Annotated in this window: 15 protein-coding genes and 1 pseudogene; 10 read left to right on the top strand and 6 right to left on the bottom strand. The window is 31.1% G+C overall.

Annotation, left to right across the window (positions count from 1 at the left end):
• The first annotated feature begins 64 nt into the window (after positions 1–64).
• From GQS58_RS09320 to GQS58_RS09310, 3 genes and pseudogenes are all read left to right on the top strand, one after another.
• Positions 65–1,189, top strand: coding sequence for a vWA domain-containing protein (locus tag GQS58_RS09320; RefSeq protein ID WP_166385166.1), 1,125 nt, complete (start codon positions 65–67; stop codon positions 1,187–1,189).
• Positions 1,190–1,322: 133 nt separating this feature from the next.
• Positions 1,323–1,628 (top strand): annotated as a pseudogene (locus GQS58_RS09315) (four helix bundle protein).
• Positions 1,629–1,669: 41 nt separating this feature from the next.
• Positions 1,670–3,127, top strand: coding sequence for a magnesium chelatase (locus GQS58_RS09310; RefSeq protein ID WP_166385164.1), 1,458 nt, complete (start codon positions 1,670–1,672; stop codon positions 3,125–3,127).
• A 915-nt stretch (positions 3,128–4,042) separates the two neighbouring features.
• Here GQS58_RS09310 and GQS58_RS09305 read toward each other — a convergent pair.
• Complete coding sequence (locus tag GQS58_RS09305; protein WP_166385162.1) at positions 4,043–4,618, bottom strand: YdeI/OmpD-associated family protein; 576 nt, start codon at positions 4,616–4,618, stop codon at positions 4,043–4,045.
• Positions 4,619–4,885: 267 nt separating this feature from the next.
• Here GQS58_RS09305 and GQS58_RS09300 point away from each other — a divergent pair, with 267 nt between their 5' ends.
• From GQS58_RS09300 to GQS58_RS09290, 3 genes are all read left to right on the top strand, one after another.
• Entirely contained in the window at positions 4,886–6,985 is a 2,100-nt protein-coding gene (locus tag GQS58_RS09300) for an HAD-IIB family hydrolase (protein ID WP_166385160.1), read from the top strand.
• A gap of 4 nt (positions 6,986–6,989) precedes the next feature.
• Positions 6,990–8,264 (top strand): glycosyltransferase, encoded by a 1,275-nt coding sequence (locus GQS58_RS09295; RefSeq protein ID WP_166385158.1) that lies wholly within the window; start codon positions 6,990–6,992, stop codon positions 8,262–8,264.
• A gap of 95 nt (positions 8,265–8,359) precedes the next feature.
• Positions 8,360–9,244, top strand: a complete 885-nt coding sequence (locus GQS58_RS09290; protein ID WP_166385533.1) for a carbohydrate kinase family protein — start codon at positions 8,360–8,362, stop codon at positions 9,242–9,244.
• Here GQS58_RS09290 and GQS58_RS09285 read toward each other — a convergent pair whose 3' ends face one another.
• The 5 genes from GQS58_RS09285 to GQS58_RS09265 form a co-directional block, all read right to left on the bottom strand.
• Entirely contained in the window at positions 9,245–10,570 is a 1,326-nt protein-coding gene (locus GQS58_RS09285) for a M28 family peptidase (protein WP_166385156.1), read from the bottom strand.
• Positions 10,571–10,719: 149 nt separating this feature from the next.
• Positions 10,720–11,670 (bottom strand): succinylglutamate desuccinylase/aspartoacylase family protein, encoded by a 951-nt coding sequence (locus GQS58_RS09280; protein WP_166385154.1) that lies wholly within the window; start codon positions 11,668–11,670, stop codon positions 10,720–10,722.
• The gene (gene rimK / locus GQS58_RS09275) at positions 11,660–12,535 is read right to left on the bottom strand and encodes a 30S ribosomal protein S6--L-glutamate ligase (protein WP_166385152.1); all 876 of its coding nucleotides are present in this window, start codon (positions 12,533–12,535) and stop codon (positions 11,660–11,662) included. The genes GQS58_RS09280 and rimK overlap by 11 nt, the downstream gene beginning before the upstream one ends.
• Positions 12,535–12,972: an ATP-dependent zinc protease gene (locus GQS58_RS09270; protein ID WP_166385150.1), complete on the bottom strand. Its 438-nt coding sequence runs from the start codon at positions 12,970–12,972 to the stop codon at positions 12,535–12,537. Before GQS58_RS09270 ends, rimK begins: the two co-directional genes overlap by 1 nt.
• Before the next feature lie 59 nt (positions 12,973–13,031).
• Positions 13,032–14,588 (bottom strand): NAD(P)/FAD-dependent oxidoreductase, encoded by a 1,557-nt coding sequence (locus tag GQS58_RS09265; protein WP_166385148.1) that lies wholly within the window; start codon positions 14,586–14,588, stop codon positions 13,032–13,034.
• A gap of 185 nt (positions 14,589–14,773) precedes the next feature.
• Between GQS58_RS09265 and GQS58_RS09260 the strand changes: the two genes are divergently transcribed.
• The 4 genes from GQS58_RS09260 (at position 14,774) to GQS58_RS09245 (ending at position 18,070) form a co-directional block, all read left to right on the top strand.
• On the top strand, positions 14,774–15,631 hold the full coding sequence (locus GQS58_RS09260) for a PPK2 family polyphosphate kinase (RefSeq protein WP_166385146.1): 858 nt from the start codon (positions 14,774–14,776) through the stop codon (positions 15,629–15,631).
• Positions 15,632–15,722: 91 nt separating this feature from the next.
• Positions 15,723–16,550 (top strand): 3'-5' exonuclease, encoded by an 828-nt coding sequence (locus tag GQS58_RS09255; protein WP_166385144.1) that lies wholly within the window; start codon positions 15,723–15,725, stop codon positions 16,548–16,550.
• A 134-nt stretch (positions 16,551–16,684) separates the two neighbouring features.
• On the top strand, positions 16,685–17,548 hold the full coding sequence (locus tag GQS58_RS09250; RefSeq protein WP_166385142.1) for a carboxypeptidase-like regulatory domain-containing protein: 864 nt from the start codon (positions 16,685–16,687) through the stop codon (positions 17,546–17,548).
• Between the two features lie 36 nt (positions 17,549–17,584).
• Positions 17,585–18,070: an ABC transporter ATPase gene (locus GQS58_RS09245; protein WP_166385140.1), complete on the top strand. Its 486-nt coding sequence runs from the start codon at positions 17,585–17,587 to the stop codon at positions 18,068–18,070.
• Positions 18,071–18,183: the final 113 nt, after the last annotated feature.

Below are 18,183 nucleotides of genomic sequence, written 5' to 3'. Positions count from 1 at the left end.
ATACATATAGTAATCCAATGTTAATTTTTATTTTTCATCCGTATAAAATTGTACTTTTATAGTGATGAAAAAAAATAATAAAAGAAAAGGTTTTGTATTTAAAACCTATGAAGCAGAAAATCAATCTCCTTTCGAAAAATTATTCGAAATTTTTAAGGAATTGATAACACATACTTCTGGAGATTTTGATGAAGCCATAGATTGGTTGCGTTCTTTAGATAAAGAATATAAATTAACGGATGAAAATTATACTATTGATGACTTTATTGAAGATTTAAAGAAGAAAGGCTACATAAAGGAAGAGGTAAAAGGAGATGGGACTGGAGGTAATAAGATTACTCCAAAAACAGAACGTGCTATTCGTCAGCAAGCATTGAATCATATTTTTGGAAAAATAAAACGAAGTGGTGCTGGTAATCATAAAAGTAAATCTCCAGGAATAGGAGATGAACATACCGGAGATTTAAGAGAATATCAATTTGGTGATGCCTTAGACAAAGTTTCTATGACAGAAAGCATTAGAAATGCGCAGGTAAATAACGGAATAGATAATTTTAGTCTTACCGAAAACGATTTGGTGGTGGAAGAAACCATGCACAAAAGCCAAATGAGTACGGTTCTAATGATTGATATAAGTCACTCTATGATTTTATATGGAGAAGACAGAATTACTCCTGCTAAAAAAGTAGCGATGGCGTTGGCAGAATTAATTACTACTCGTTATCCTAAAGATACCTTAGATATTATTGTTTTTGGAAATGATGCGTGGGCAATTAAAATTAAAGATTTGCCTTATTTACAAGTAGGACCATATCACACAAATACGGTTGCAGGTTTGCAGTTAGCGATGGATTTACTCCGAAGAAAAAGAAATACCAACAAACAAATTTTTATGATTACCGATGGTAAGCCAAGTTGCTTGCGTTTGCCAGACGGACAATATTATAAGAATAGTAATGGTCTAGACAAATACATTGTAGACAAATGTTATGGAATGGCACAGCAAGCCAGAAAATTACACATTCCGATAACTACTTTTATGATTGCGCAAGATCCGTATTTAATGCAATTTATAAAGGCGTTTACAAAAGCAAATCAGGGTAAAGCATTTTATACAGGTTTAAAAGGTTTGGGAGAAATGATTTTTGAAGATTACGAAACCAATAGAAAAAAGAGAATTAGAGGGTAGAATAAATCCTGTTTTTTTAGAAAAAAGAATATAGAACAGAGAAGAAAGAATAGATTGCAAAGAACTTATTAATATTAGAAATAAAAAGACATAATTATAAAAAAAACTAAAAATTTGGCAAATAGGTTTAAAATTGTCCTTTTTAATTTCTGATATTTTAGAAAATTTCCCCAAAAATGAACGATATGATTTGACTTCTCAAATAAGCAGATGTTCAATTTCTATTCCAAGTAATATTTCAGAGTGATCTTAAATAACTGATAAGTCTTTCAGTCACTTTATAGATATTTCTCTTGGTTCTAGTTTTGAGTTAGGGACACAAATATTAATAGCACATCATAAAAAATATATTAACATAAAACAATTAGAAGAGTTAGAAAGTTTAATTGCTGAATGGCAAAGAATGACTATGGGGTTCCAAAATGGACTCAAAAATTAGTCTTTTCTCTTTTTTCTTTGCTCTCTTATCACACACATAATATGAATATACATACATTAGGAGAATTAAAAGCATCAGGATACAAATCTAAGTCAATTAAAGACGAATTAAGAGAAAACCTGATAACCAAAATAAAAAATAAAGAAACCGTTTTTAAAGGAGTTCATGGATATGAGAATACGGTTATTCCGGAATTAGAAAGAGCTATTTTAAGTAAACATAATATTAATTTATTAGGATTAAGAGGGCAAGCAAAAACACGTTTGGCTAGATTGATGGTAGATTTATTGGATGAATACATTCCGGTTGTTGCAGGTTCTGAGATTAATGACGATCCTTTACAGCCAATTTCTAGGTTTGCTATTGAGTTGATTAAAGAAAAGGGAGATGATACACCTATTTATTGGCTGCATAGAAACGAACGTTTTGCAGAAAAATTAGCAACGCCAGATGTAACGGTTGCCGATATTATTGGTGATGTAGATCCTATAAAAGCAGCCAATTTAAAATTAAGTTATGCAGATGATAGAGTAATTCATTACGGAATGATTCCACGTGCAAACAGATGTATTTTTGTAATTAATGAATTACCAGATTTACAAGCAAGAATTCAGGTTGCACTTTTCAATATTTTACAAGAAGGAGATATTCAAATTAGAGGATTTAAATTACGTTTGCCTTTAGATATGCAATTTGTGTTTACAGCAAACCCAGAAGATTATACCAATAGAGGAAGTATTGTTACACCTTTAAAAGATAGAATTGGTTCGCAAATTTTAACACATTACCCAGAAGATATTGAAACAGCTAAAACAATTACACAACAAGAAGCAAATAAGGTAGGTTCTCAAAAAGACTTTATAGCAGTGCCAGAATTGGCAAAAGACTTGTTAGAACAAATTGTTTTTGAAGCGAGAGAAAGTGAGTATATAGATGCTAAAAGTGGTGTAAGTGCCCGTTTAAGTATTTCTGCTTTCGAAAATCTATTAAGTACAGCAGAAAGAAGAGCATTGCTTTCTGGTGATGAAAAAACAATGATCCGTTTAAATGATTTCGACGGAATTATTCCTGCAATAACAGGAAAGGTAGAGTTAGTTTATGAAGGAGAGCAAGAAGGCGCACAAGTTGTGGCAGAAACCTTAATAAAGAATGCTATTAAAACGTTGTTTCCAAGTTATTTTCCTGAGATAAAAAAGTTAGAAAAACAAGGAGAAGAATCTCCTTATGATGCTATTATTTCTTGGTTTTTTAATGCTGATGAAGATTTCGAATTATTAGATGAACATACAGAAGCGCAATACAAAGCAGAATTAGATAAAGTAAAACCTTTAGATGCTTTTATAAAAGAATTTCAGCCAGATATGAATGAAGCAGATGCTTATTTTATGAAAGAATTTGTGTTATGGGCATTGGTGGAGTTTAAAAAATTAAGTAAGTATCGTTTTGCAGAAGGTACTCAATTTAAAGATCCTTATGGAAACTTTATAAGCGGACTGTAAGTTTTAAATACACTTTAGATATGAATGTCAAATTGAGCTTGTGGAAACTTTGTAAAAAGAACTTCGACAAGCTTAGTTTGACATTCTTAATTTTAATTAGTTTTTTAGATGAAGAAGTAAGATATTCCTAAAAAACAATTGAAGCTATAGATGTCAGTCTGAGCTTGTCGAAGACCATAACTACAAATTACCTATAGCTTACTTATTTACTTCAAATAATTGAATAATCTCTATAATTATTTTTTGTCATTTCAACTTTAAGGAGAAATCAGATAAAGCAACATTATTTGGTTTTCTAAATGAATTTTAATCTTATGCTCAAATAAAACTTCGACAAGCTCAGTTAGACATTCTTAGGTTTAATTGTTTTTTTAGATGAATAATATAAAAGTATTCGCAAAAACAATTCAGCATACAAATGTCTGTCTGAGCCTGTCGAAGACTAAAACTACCTATTTCCTCTACCTTTTTTATTAGCTTCACATAATTGAATAATCTCCGTAATTCTTTTTTGTCTTTTCGAGTTTAAGGAGAGATCATATAAATCAACATCCTTTGGTTTTCTAGATTAATTTTAATCTTGTGCTAAAATAAAACTTCGACAAGCTCAGTTTGACATCGTTAGTTTTAATTGTCTTTTTTTAGATGAAGAATTAATGTATTTCTAAAAAACAATTGAACATATAATATGTACTGTTTTTACACAGTTTTGTCATTTCGACTTTAAGGAGAAATCAGATAAAGCAACATTATTTGGTTTTCTATATGAATTTTAATCTTATGCTCAAATAAAACTTCGACAAGCTCAGTTTGACATCGTTAGTTTTAATTGTCTTTTTAGATGAAGAATATAAAAGTATTCGCAAAAAATAATTCAGAATACAAATGTCTGTCTGAGCCTGTCGAAGACTAAAATTACCTATTTCCTCTAGATTTTTTATTTGCCTTACATAATTGAATAATCTCAGTAATTCTTTTTTGTCGGGTTGTTTCTCTCTTTGCTTGATGTATCCAATACAAATAACTCTTTTTATAACTAGGTGCAAAATTATTGTAATTGTTAAAAGCCGTTTCGTTTTTAGCAAAGGCAATTTGTAAATCATCAGGAATAATTCCTTTTTCGACGGGATCTAAAGCTGTCCAAGAACCGTTTTGTTTTGCAATTTCTATAATGTCTAATCCACTTTGATGCATTAAATTATCAGCAATTAAATTTTGAATATAATTTTTATTCACAGCACTCCAAACACTTTTTTGTTTTCTTGGACAGAAATATTGCCTGCGTTTTCCTGCTCCTAAACTTTTTACAGTTGCATCTATCCAACCAAAACATAAAGCAATCTTAACGGCTTCTTCCCAACGCATAGATTCCTCTTCATTTTCTACTTTATAAAAAATTAGATAAATTCCTTTTGATAAATTATAATTTTTAGACAACCAAAGGCGCCATTCAACATCATTTTTAAAGTAAAATTCTTCAATTTCATTCATAATTTAGAATACTAAGAGCAACTTGTTTCTTTTTTTATTCAATTATAAGTAATTGAAATTTATAATTAAAAAAGTGTTGTTTATAGCGGGAAGCAAAATAAGAAAATAATTTTTATCATTCTCTATTTACTATTTTTTGATAGCCATAATTATCACAATCATAAAAATGGAGGAACAAATAACGATAGATAGCTCAAGTTTTGGTTACGCTATATTTTTTAATTAAATTCAGTGTTATTAATGATTCTATCATAAAAACACAATGAAATGACTGAAAACAGCTTAAATAATGAAAATAAAATAAAATTATTATCATTTGATATTGACAACACTTTAATTGATTTTCATACCTATAAAAGTAACTTTAAAAAAATATGGGAAAAGTATCATCATCAAAGTGATGTAATTTTAACGTATAATACAGGTCGTTTAATAGATGACGTTTTAGATTTAATAGATAAAAAGGTGCTTCCAGAACCAGATTATATTATTTCTGGCGTAGGTACACATATTTATAATTATAAAAAAGGTGAAATAGTAAAAGAGTTTAATGATGTTTTAGATGATGGTTGGAATTTAGAGTCTGTAGAAAATATCATTCAGAAAATAAAACATCCTATTAGTGATCAACCAACAAAATTTCAGCATTCTTATAAAAGAAGTTACTTCTTTCATGATGCCAGTAACGAGCTTATTGAAAGTATAGAGCAAGATTTTGCAGATGCAGATATGGATGTAAATATTGTGTATTCTGGTAATAAATTTTTAGATGTTTTACCAAAATGGGCCAATAAAGGAAATGCTTTACGTTGGCTATTAAGAAGATTGAAATTTAAATCTAATGAGGTTTTAGTTGCTGGAGATAGTGGTAACGATTCTGCAATGTTCGATTTAAAAGATGTGTCTGGTATTGTGGTTGCAAATGCGCATGACGAATTGTACTTATATACAAAACATAAAAAAGTTTATCATACAGAAAAAGAAAAAGGAGATGGTATTATAGAAGGGTTAATTTTCTATAAAATATTACCAAAAGAAGCGCTTGAAGATACAAACATCGATCATTCAGAAGATTTTTTTATCAAAAAAGAAAAAGAAAATATTACTCAAGAAGATACAGATGAAAAAGTTGCATTAATTAAAGAGGGATATGTAAAAGCAATTGAAGCGCTTAAGAAAAATATTACACCGCTTGGTTTTTCCGCTTGTTCTATAAAGGATAATATACCTAATGGTACCGATGAAAATTATCATAGTGTTTGGGCCAGAGATGGCGCAATTACTGTTATAGGTTCGTTGTCTTTAATAGATGATGAAGAAATTCATCAATGTCAAAGACAAACATTGGTTACGTTGATAGAAAACATGTCTAGAAACGGACAAATACCTGCAAATGTTAGACTAAAAGATGGTGAGCCAGATTACTCTGGAGTTGGAGGAATTTGTTCTATAGATAGTGGTATTTGGGTAGTAATTGCTTTCTATGAATATGTAAATGTTACTAAAGATATTCAGTTTTTAAGAAAATATATTGGAGATATTAAGGAAACCATGCGATGGTTAGGAGCGCATGATAGTAATAATGATGCACTTTTAGAAATTCCGGAAGCTGGAGATTGGACAGACTTATTTGGAAGAAGTTATAATATTTTATATGATGAAATTCTTTGGTATAGATCTAATGTGTGTTTTGGACGTATGTTAGAAATGTTAGGAAGCCATGAGGATGCTGGGGAATATATTAGATGGTCTCAGGTGATTAAAAAAGAGATTGTACAAAACTTCTGGCCTTCTACGCAGCAAAAATTATTTCAATCGGTTTCATTTGCAGAAAAGCAATTTACATTAGGAGACACTTCTTATTTAATAGCACAAACTACACCTTTCGATTTTAGCTGGCGTTGTGATGTTTTAGGAAATGTGTTGGCTTTTTTACACGGAACCATAGATGCAGAAAAAGCACATCAAACTTTTAAATTTATGCTAGGTGTTGGTGTAAATGATCCTTTTCCGGTTGCAAATGTATATCCGGTGGTAAGTCCTGGAGATCCAGATTGGAAACCTTATTATACTGTAAATCTTCTGAATTTACCCAACCATTATCACAATGGTGGAATTTGGCCTTTTGTGGGGGGATTTTGGGTAAAGTTTGTAAATAAATTAGGGTTTAAAGACATTGCAATAGAAGAATTGCACAAACTAGCTTTAATCAATAAAGAAGGAATTAATGAAGAGTGGGAGTTTACAGAATGGGCACATGGAACCACAGGGAAACCAATGGGGAAAGCATACCAAGCTTGGTCTGCTGCTCAATATATATCAGCTTGTAACGATTTAAAAATAATTAAAACTATAACTAAAAAATAGAAATATGAAATCAATATTAATGATTTCTTTACATGGATATGTAGGGGCGCATGCAGAATTAGGAAAACCAGATACAGGAGGACAAGTTGTATATGTTTTAGAATTAGCAGATAGATTTAGTAGATTGGGTAAACGTGTAGATCTTTTAACAAGACAGTTTGAAGAGCAACCAGAATATGATATTGTAGATGATAATTTTAGTGTTTGGAGAATTCCTTTCGGTGGAAAAAAATTCATTAGAAAAGAAGACATGCACGATCATTTAAAAAAGTTTGTAACTAATACTTTAGCAGCGATTAAAAAAGAAAATAAGAAGTATGACGTTGTTTATTCTCATTATTGGGATGCAGGTTGGGCAGGACAAAAAATTGCAGAAGAATTAGGTATTTGTCACGTGCATACGCCACATTCTTTAGGTTGGTGGAAACAACATTCTATGGGAAGTGATATGGACGAGAAAGTGATGGAAAAAACCTATCGCTTTAAAGAACGTATTAGAAAGGAATATTTTGTGTATCAGATGTGTAATTTTGTGATTGCAACCACACTTCCGCAGGTAGATTTATTAGTACAACAATACGATGTATTGTCTAGAAATTGTAGCATGATTCCTCCAGGAATTGATGAAAACAGGTTTTTTCCGGTACCGTCTAAAGAGAACGATAAAATTCGATTAAAGTATGATATTAAACCAACCGATATCTTGGCGTTGGGTAGAATGGCGCATAATAAAGGCTACGATTTATTAATACGTTCGTTACCAACAGTTTTTGAATTATGTCCGGAAGCTAGATTGGTCGCTGCTATTGGTGGAGATTCTCAACAAGATAGAGACGGAATTGAAACTTTAAAAGTATTAGCGAAGGAGTTAGGTGTTATGGATAAAATTAAATGGAAAAATTATATTGCAGATGAAGATTTAGCAAACGTATATAGGTCTGCAAGTATCTTTGTAATGCCTTCTAGATATGAGCCTTTTGGTATGGTTGCTATTGAAGCAATGGCTTGTGGAACACCAAGTGTAATTACCGTGCATGGTGGTTTGTGTGATTTAATTGATTTTGGAAACCAAGCTTTATTTGCAGATCCACACAGACCAAAAGAATTTGGAGCAATGATGGCAATGCCTTTACTGTACCCTAAATTAAGAAATGAAATGTCTGTAGAAGGTGCGCGTTTTGCACGTAGAAATTTTGGTTGGACAGGAATTGCAAAAAGGATGTTAACCATTTTTAATAGTTCTATAAATCAAAACACTATGGAATCTAATATTTATTAGTAAAGCTAATAACGTAAATGTATTATGTTACATAGTAAGTTTTTTATAGTTGAATACATTCCGGTTTTTATCGGGATCTAAATCCTTGGTTAATGATGTCTAAAATAGTCTGTTTTGGTGAAGTTTTGTGGGATGTTTTTCCTACACATAAAAAAATAGGAGGAGCGCCTTTAAATGTTGCAGTTCGTTTAAAATCTTTTAAGAATGATGTTGCTATGGTAAGTGCCATTGGTAATGATGAATTAGGAAAGTTGATTTTAAATTACATAAACGATTTAAAAATAAATGCTGATGCTGTCGTCATTTTAGAAGATTATTCAACAGGAGAAGTTGCTGTTACATTAAATGAAAAAGGAGCTGCTACCTATGAAATTGTACATCCAAGGGCTTGGGATAAAATTCCACTTACAGCAGCTGCTGCAACACTAGTAAAACAAGCTGATGCTTTTGTTTTTGGGAGTTTAATTACTAGGGATACTGTTTCTAAAAACACGTTGTATCAACTTTTAAAGCTTGCTAAATATGCTATTTTTGATGTGAATTTAAGAGCACCTTTTTATTCAAAAGAAATTTTAGTAGCGTTAATGGAGAAAGCAGATTTTATTAAGTTTAATGATGAAGAGCTTTATGAAGTAAGTGCTTTTTTAGGTTCTCCTTTTCATAATTTAGAACAAAACATACATTTTATATCAGAAAAAACAAAAACAGCACATATTTGCGTTACAAAAGGCGAACATGGTGCTGTTTTATTATATAACAATGCATTGTTTTACAATAGTGGTTATAAAATTAAAGTAGTAGACACTGTTGGTTCTGGAGATTCTTTTTTAGCCTCATTAATAAGTCAATTAATTAATGGTTCACCTCCACAAAAAGCAATTTATTTTGCTTGTGCTGTTGGTGCCTTAGTTGCTCAAAATGAAGGAGCAAATCCTATTATTACAGAAAATGAAGTTGTACAGTTTAGTGGTTTGTATTAGTTATCTCATTATTTCATTAGGAAAAACAACAACACTTTCATGTCCATTTTCTCCAACAGCTGCTACACCAAAAAAGAAGTTGTCAATAACAATTCCGTCTAAAGTAAATTCGGTAGCTTCTACATATCTAGCATGATCCCAGGTAGGAGAGGTGGTGTCTCGCCAATAAATTTTATACCCTTTTGCATCAGTAACTTTATTCCATTTTAATTTTACGTTTGCTTCCACAATACCACCAATAGCCACTTCTTTTGGAGCTTTTGGTGCCCAAGCTAAATTGGCCATTGTAATGGCATTTACAGCCGTTAATTTTTTTGCATAGTCAAAATTTACATGCTCAAAAGTATCTCCGTATGCGATACCTTTTTCAGTTCTAATATCTTGATGTTGCTGTGTGTAGTTTTCATGCGCTTCCATAATTCTAATTCCTGCAAAACCTAAATCGTTAAAAGGTCTGTGATGTCCTCCTCGCCCGAACCGATCTAATCTATAAATCATCATTGGGTTCATTTCGGGCATATAGGTTTTTACATTTTTGTGAATATATCTAGCCAATTGTCTAGAAATTCCATCTACCTCACCGCCATAAAAACGTCTTGCTTTGCGTTGTTTTTCCGTTTCATTTGCAGGAACCGGTTCCGAGAAAATTCTAAAACTACGATTGTCAATTACACCATCTACACCTTTAATATTACCAATCATATCGTTGTTTAAAACTCCGATAATTTCCCAATCTTGTTCTTTTGCATAGTTTGCCAAACCAGCACCACCAAACAAACCTTGTTCTTCACCAGAAAGACCTACATAAATAATACTGCTTTCAAATTGATACTTACTTAAAACTCTTGCGGCTTCTATGGTTCCTGCCATTCCGGAGGCATTGTCATTAGCACCAGGAGCATCTGTGGTAAAATCCATTGCATCGCTTGCACGAGAATCAATATCACCACTCATAATAATATATTTGTTTGGGTATTTTGTTCCTTTTTGAACTGCCACAACATTTACAATCCAAGCATCGTGAGGTACTCTTCTATTCCCTTTTTTTGTTACAAAATCCTTTTGATAAAAAGTGTTGATACAGTTGTTACAATTGCTAGATATTTTATCGAATGCGGCTTTTATCCAGCGTCTAGCTGCTCCAATACCTTTAGTTGTAGAAATGGTATCTGAAAAAGTATTTCTTGTACCGAATTCTGTTAGAGTTTTTATGTCTGCTTTAATATTGTCTGCAGAAACTGCGTTTATGATATCGTAAATTTTAAGATCTGTTTGTGCAGAAATAGAAATTGACATCAATAAAAATAAGAGTGTAATTTTTTTCATCCGAAGGAAAGTTTAGGAGACTAAATTACAAAACAAAAAAGAGAACAGATTAAAAACCGGTTCTCTTTTACTATTTTATTTAAAATGCTATCTGTTATTTGAAATCTATCGTTAAACCTTCGTTTAGAATAGTACTTGTAGCATGTACGTTATTCATCTATACTAACATGAAATAATGCATCACCTTTATTTACAATTGGAGTTTTATTAATACAGAAAATATTACAATCAAATGGTGCATAAATTTTCTTTTTAAACTCACCAAAAGGATCTTGTATTACGCCTAAAACTTCTCTCTTCTTTACAAAGCTTCCGTTGGCAACTCTAATTTTAAACATCCCAGAATCAGAGGCTCTTAACCATTTTGCTTTATGCACAAAAACAGGAGTTGCTCTAACCGTAATATCGCCTTCAATAAGACCTAAACGGATTAATACATTTCTAGTTCCGTTAACACCTTCGTTAATAATTGTAGGGTTTAGTTCTTTAGATTTTCCACCTTCAAAAAGTAACACGGTTTTACCCATTTTATGTAACGTATCTCTTAGTGATTTTGTAATGTTTTCAGAAAAAACAATCATTGGTGGGTTAAAAACCTTTGCCAATTCTAATGCTTTTTCATCATCTTTACTACATCTAATTTGTGCAATATTGTCACGATCTCCACCACCTGTATGAAAATCAATTACATAATCTACAAGTGGTGCAATTTCTTTTGTAAATTGATAAGCAAACTGGCTTGCTAAAGAACCACTAGCAGAACCAGGAAACATTCTATTTAAATCTCGTCCGTCAGGAAATTCTCTAGTCTGAATTAAATAGCCAAAAATATTAAAAACAGGAATACAAATAATGGTTCCGGTTTTCGGTTTATTAATCTTTAAATTAATAATTTCTCTAATAATACCAACACCATTTGTTTCATCTCCATGTATACCCGCTAGTAATAAAACTACGGGACCAGGATTCTGAGAACGTTCTATAATTATAGGCACCTTTACAGTGGTTCTGGTATGTAGTTTTGCTACTTCTAAATCTAAAACAGTACGTTTTCCTTCAGGAATTACTTTTCCTAAAAGGATAAAAGGTTTACTCGACATGAATTTCTAAAAAACGGATTATTTCTTTTGCAATATTTTTACCTGTAGCTACTTCAATACCTTCTAAACCAGGAGAAGAATTTACTTCTAAAACCAATGGTCCTTTAGAGGATTGTAACATATCTACACCAGCAACTCCTAAACCTAAAGCTTTGGTTGCTTTTAAAGCTGTTTTTTCTTCTTCGTCTGTTAATTCTATAACAGTAGCATTACCACCTCTGTGTAAGTTAGAGCGGAATTCTCCTTCTTTACCTTGACGTTTCATAGCTCCAACGACTTTACCATCTACCACAAAAGCTCTAATATCTGCACCGCCAGCTTCTTTAATAAATTCTTGCGCAATTACTCTTGCACCTAAACCATTAAAAGCTTCTAAAACAGAAGTTGCAGCATTTTTAGTTTCAGCTAAAACAACCCCTAAACCTTGTGTACCTTCTAATAATTTTAAAATTAAAGGAGCGCCACCAACAGATTCTACAACATGCTCTACATCTTTAGTGTAATTAGCAAATACTGTTTTTGGTAAACCAACACCAGCTCTTGCTAAAATTTGTAAACTGCTTAATTTATCTCTAGATTTTACTAAAGCTTGAGAAGAAACTGCAGAAAATACTTTCATCATTTCAAACTGACGAATAACAGCAGTTCCGTAAAAAGTTACAGAAGCACCAATTCTAGGTATAATAGCATCTATATTTTCTATGTATTCACCCTTATAAAATATTTTTGGAGATTTTCTTTCTATTTCAATGTTACATTTTAAATGGTCTACAACCATTACTTCATGACCTCTTTTTTCAGCGGCTTCTACTAATCTTCTAGTTGAATACAATTTTGGATTTCTAGACAGAATTACAATTCTCATTATATTTTATTTTTTAATTTGTGTGATAAATCTTCTTTAGCAGTATCTATCACAAATTTTTTGTTTAAAAATTTTCTTCCCAATAATACAGGATATTTCATGTCTTTACGTTCACTTAATGTTAAATGAATTGGAAAGTTTATATCAAACATGATGATTTCTGTCTCAATCATAAATCTTTTTTCAGAAATACCATTAGAGCTTTTAACCAATTTAGAAGCATACTTTTTTGTAGAAAACTCTTTGTTGTTGTAAAACGAGTGTTCTGGATCTAATAATGTAAATCTAATAAAATTTTCATCACCTACAGTAATTTCTTCAATATTAGAACAATGAATTGATGATGTATATGCGCCAGAGTCAATTTTTACGTCAATATCTTCTAAAATTAATTCAGGAAAATCGGCTTTATCAATTCTACCAATTGTAATCTTCATTTGTAAATTATATTAAGAGGTAAAATTACAGATACTTATTGATTAAAAAAGAAAAACTTTTATAATTTTGAAATAGCCGCTTCTGCACAACGTTCTCCATCCATAGCAGCAGAAACTATTCCGCCAGCATATCCACCACCTTCTCCACAAGGATATAAACCTTCTATTTCTGTATGCTCTAAACTTTCTTTTCTAGGAATGTTTACTGGAGATGAAGTTCTAGATTCTACCCCAATAATATTGGCTTCGTTGGTATAATAACCATGCATTTTTTGTCCGAATGCAGCAAAACCTTTCCTTAATCTACCGCCAATAATTTTTGGCAATAAAGAATGTAAAGGAGCCGATTTTAATCCCGGTTGATACGAACAATCATTTAAATCGTTAGAAAGTCTTCCATCCACAAAATCTACCAATCTTTGTGCGGGTGCAGTTTGTGTTCTTCCTCCTGCCAAAAAGGCTATTTTTTCTAAATCCTTTTGAAATTCTAACCCTTTTAAAGGGCCAAATTCTTCGTATTTTTTAAAATCTTTATCAATATCTAATTCAACAACAATTCCCGAGTTTGCAAATCTATTATTTCTACGAGAAGGCGACATTCCGTTTACAACAACTTCACCGTTTGCAGTAGCTGCAGGTACAATAAATCCACCAGGACACATACAAAAAGAATACACGCCTCTGTTGTTTACTTGATGCACTAAACTATATGCAGCAGCAGGTAACAATTCGTCTCTTTCTCCTGAGCAATGATATTGAATTTGATCTATAATTTCCTGCGGATGTTCTACACGAACTCCCATTGCAAAAGACTTTGCTTTTAAAGCAATTTCTTTTTTATGTAACAATTCGTAAATATCTCTTGCCGAATGACCGGTTGCCAAAATAACGGAGTTTACAGCCATTTCTGTTCCGTTTTTCAGCTGAATAGCTTGTAATTTATTGTTTTTTACAGTAAAATCTGTAACACGAGTTTCAAAATGTATTTCTCCACCATACTTTAAAATATTCTCACGAACATTTTCGATGATTTTTGGTAATTTATTGGTTCCGATGTGCGGATGCGCATCTACCAAAATTTGCTCTGTTGCTCCATGAAAAACTAAGTTTTCAAAAATTCTTCTAACATCGCCACGTTTTAAAGAACGTGTGTATAATTTTCCATCAGAATAAGTACCTGCGCCACCTTCTCCAAAACAGTAATTAGAATCTTCGTTTACAAAATGATCTTGATTAATGGCTTTTAAATCTCGCCTTCTATCTTGTACATTTTTTCCACGTTCTAAAACAATTGGTTTGTAACCTAACTCTATACAACGCAAGGCAGCGTACATTCCTGCAGGTCCAAAACCAATAATATGAATTTCTTTTGCATTAGAAACGTCTTTGTATTCAAAAATATAATCAGATTTATCTGGAATATTTTCGTTGATGTAAACGGCTACTTTATAATTAAAAATGATGTCTTTTTTACGTGCATCAATAGATTTACGTAAAACTTTTACGGCAGAAATTTCACTTTTATCAAGGCTTAATTGCTTAGAAGCTTTGTATAATAAGATGTTTTCTTTACGTTCTTCTATTAAATTTACTCGAAGTTGAATTTCTTTTACCATGTGGCAAAAATAACAAAATTTAAAGGTTAATAAATAAATAACTTTATGCTAAAATTAAGAATTAGATATTTAATTTTTTATAATTTTAAGTGATAACATAATTGTGAATATTATTCTCATAAAATGCAATGAAAATCAAAGGAAAAAATCACGATTTTATCTATCTTTAAAAAATATTTAAAAGAATGCTAGATCAAGAGAAATATAAGGTTAAAAACACCATTCAACTTACTGATTTTAATACAAAAGAGGTAGTTGAAAAGGCAGAGAAAAAGCTAAAAAAAATTAGAAAAAAGCTAAGTAAAATTCAGGATACCATGTATGCAGAAGGCAAATATAGTATGCTTATTTGCTTGCAAGGAATGGATACTTCTGGTAAGGATAGCTTAATTAGAGAGGTTTTTAAAGATGTAAATGCACGTGGAGTAGAGGTGCATAGTTTTAAAGTACCAACAGAGTTGGAATTAAAACACGATTTTTTATGGCGTCATTATATTGCGCTTCCTGCAAAAGGGAAAATTGGTGTTTTTAATAGAACACATTACGAAAACGTTTTGGTAACAAGAGTGCATCCTAGTTATGTTTTTGGAGAAAATATTCCGACTATACATACGTTAGAGGATATCAATGATGCTTTTTTCCATGAAAGAATGGAAAGAATCAATAATTTTGAAAAACATATTGTAGATAGTGGAACCATCATATTAAAGTTCTTTTTAAATTTATCTAAAGACGAACAAAAGAATAGATTATTAAGAAGATTAAATCTTCCTGAAAAGAATTGGAAGTTTTCTGCAGGCGATTTAAAAGAACGCAAACTGTGGGATCAATACCAATTCTGTTATGAGGATTTACTAAACAGAACGTCTAAAGAAAACGCACCTTGGTTTATAATTCCTGCGGATGATAAGCCATCTGCTAGATTAATTTTAGCAGATATTGTATTAGAAGAATTAGAAAAATATAACTTTAAAGAACCTACATTGCCTGCAAAAATTCAGGATCAGGTAGCCGAATTTAAAACACAATTAAATAACGAGTAAGAGTTGTCTTTTCTGTGAAGGCAGTAAGTACACTCTAACGAAATAAATTAAAAATAGCTTCTTGCTTTTGCAAGATTGATAAAAAATAAAAATGAATTTAGATTTAAAGAAGCCAATCGTATTTTTCGATTTAGAAACAACAGGAGTAAATATTGCAACAGATAAAGTTGTTGAAATAGCTATATTAAAAGTTTTTCCAAACGGAAATAAGGAAAGTAAAACTTGGTTGGTAAATCCGGAAATGGAAATTCCACAAGGTTCTATAGATGTACACGGAATTACCAATGAAAAAGTAGCTACGGAACCGACTTTTAAAGAATTAGCGCCAAAAATTAATGAAATGATTGCAGATTCTGATTTGGCAGGTTTTAACTCTAACCGTTTTGATATTCCTTTATTAGCAGAAGAATTAATGCGTGCAGGAATTGACTTTGATATGAAAAATAGAAAAGCCATTGATGTGCAAGTTATTTTTCATAAAAAGGAGCAAAGAACGTTAAGTGCTGGGTATCAGTTTTACTGTGGTAAAGAATTAGAAGGAGCACACGGAGCAGAAGCAGACACCAATGCAACGTATGAAATTTTGTTAGCGCAATTAGATAAATATACAGATATAGAGAACACTGTAGATGCTTTAAGCGAATATTCTACACACGGAGAAAGAGCAGATTTTGCTGGTTTTATTTTAATGAATGATGAAAAGCAAGAAATCTTCTCTTTCGGAAAATACAAAGGTAGAACGGTAGAAGAAGTTTTTAAAGAAAACCCTGGATATAATAATTGGATGCAAAATGCAGACTTTCCTTTATACACAAAAAAGGTGTTAAAAGAAATTAAAGAAAGAATGACGGCGCCAAAAAAGAAAATGTCTGACAAAGAAAAGTTAGAAGCTTTACAGCAGAAGTTTAATTTACGATAGATTTATAGCGTTTTTTGTCATTTCGAAATGAGCCTTTTTTAGGTGATTGAGAAATCTCATAATTAAGTTAAAACATCGATAATTATTAAATTGTTGGTGTTCTTTTTAAAGTTTAAAAGAGGAAACAAATAACCATGAAGATAATTATTTTTTTACTTTTTATTTGTTCTCAAGGATTTTCTCAAACAATTAATTTTAAAGGGAAATTATTAGATAAAAAAACCGACGAACCTATTATATATGCAAATATTAGTTTCTTAAAAACAAATACAGGTATCTCTTCTTTAGAAGACGGAACTTTTAGTTTAGAAATTAAAGAGAGCTTATTAAAAGAAAAGGTTCATGTTTCTTGTTTAAATTATAAAGACACTATTGTTTTTGCTGAAGAATTGTATAACAAAACCTTGTTTTTAGAAGCTAAAAGGTTTGAATTAGATGAGGTTGTTGTTTCTAGAAGTAAAAAAAAGATAATTATTTTAGATAAAGTAAAAAAACGAGTTACTCCTTTTCATACTAATGTAATTAGAATGATTGGAAAACATTTTCCAAATAAATTAGAGGGAGATTTTTTTATAGATATGATAAAAATCTATTTTGCTAAGAGAAATTCTGAGAAAGCAAAATTTAGAATTAGAATTTTTTCAGTTGATAAAAATACAGGAAAACCTAAAGAAGATATTTTAACTAAAAGTATACCTATTTCAATTGAAAAAGGACAGAAATTAGTAGAATTAAACTTAGAAGAATATTATATAGAAATGCCAAAAAATGGAGTATTTGTTGTTTTTGAAAAACTCATGATTCCTTACAACTTATATAAAACAAGTTTGGGAGGTAGTGAGGAAACAGTATTTTATGCTCCTATAGTTGGTTTAACAAAGAGTAAAGAGTTTAAAGATATAAATAGAATTTATTATTTTAATAAAGGGAATTGGCATACTATTCCTTATAATGATTTTTCAATTGTTCCTGCAATATCTTTAACTTTGTCTAATTAACAAAAGAATAAACAATTACACATTTACACAAAAAAAATGTTTACAGAATATAAAAATTTACCAAATAATTCTCGCGTTTGGATTTACCAATCCGACAGAGAATTTACTACAAAAGAAATTGAATTTATTGCAGCAAAGGCAGAAGATTTTATCAACCAATGGACACGTCATGGAGACGATTTAAAAGGTTCTTTTACTATAAAATACAATCAGTTTTTGGTGTTGGCGGTAGATGAGAGTTTTAACAATGTTTCTGGATGTTCTATAGATAGTTCGGTTCGTTTTATTAAAGAGTTAGAAAACGAATTAAAACTAGACTTAATGGATAAGATGAATGTTACGTTTAAAGATAATGACAATATTAATCTAGTAAAATTGTTCGATTTTCAGAAGTTCGCCGAAGCACAAAAAGTAACCGCAGAAACCATTGTTTTTAATAATATGGTAGCTACCAAAGAAGATTTTGAAAACAATTGGGAAATTAAGGCAGAAGATAGCTGGCACAAAAGATTTTTGGTATAAAAGTTGTTTTTAAATTAGTAAATTAAGTTAGCAAATTATTGCGTTAAGGATAGAGCGGTCTGTTTGAGCTCTTTTTTAGGTGCGGTTATAGTGATTACGCTTTTTTGCGTAAT

The organism is Polaribacter sp. 11A2H (assembly GCF_011379025.1).
GTDB lineage: Bacteria > Bacteroidota > Bacteroidia > Flavobacteriales > Flavobacteriaceae > Polaribacter.
This window is presented reverse-complemented; position numbering and strand designations above follow the sequence as displayed.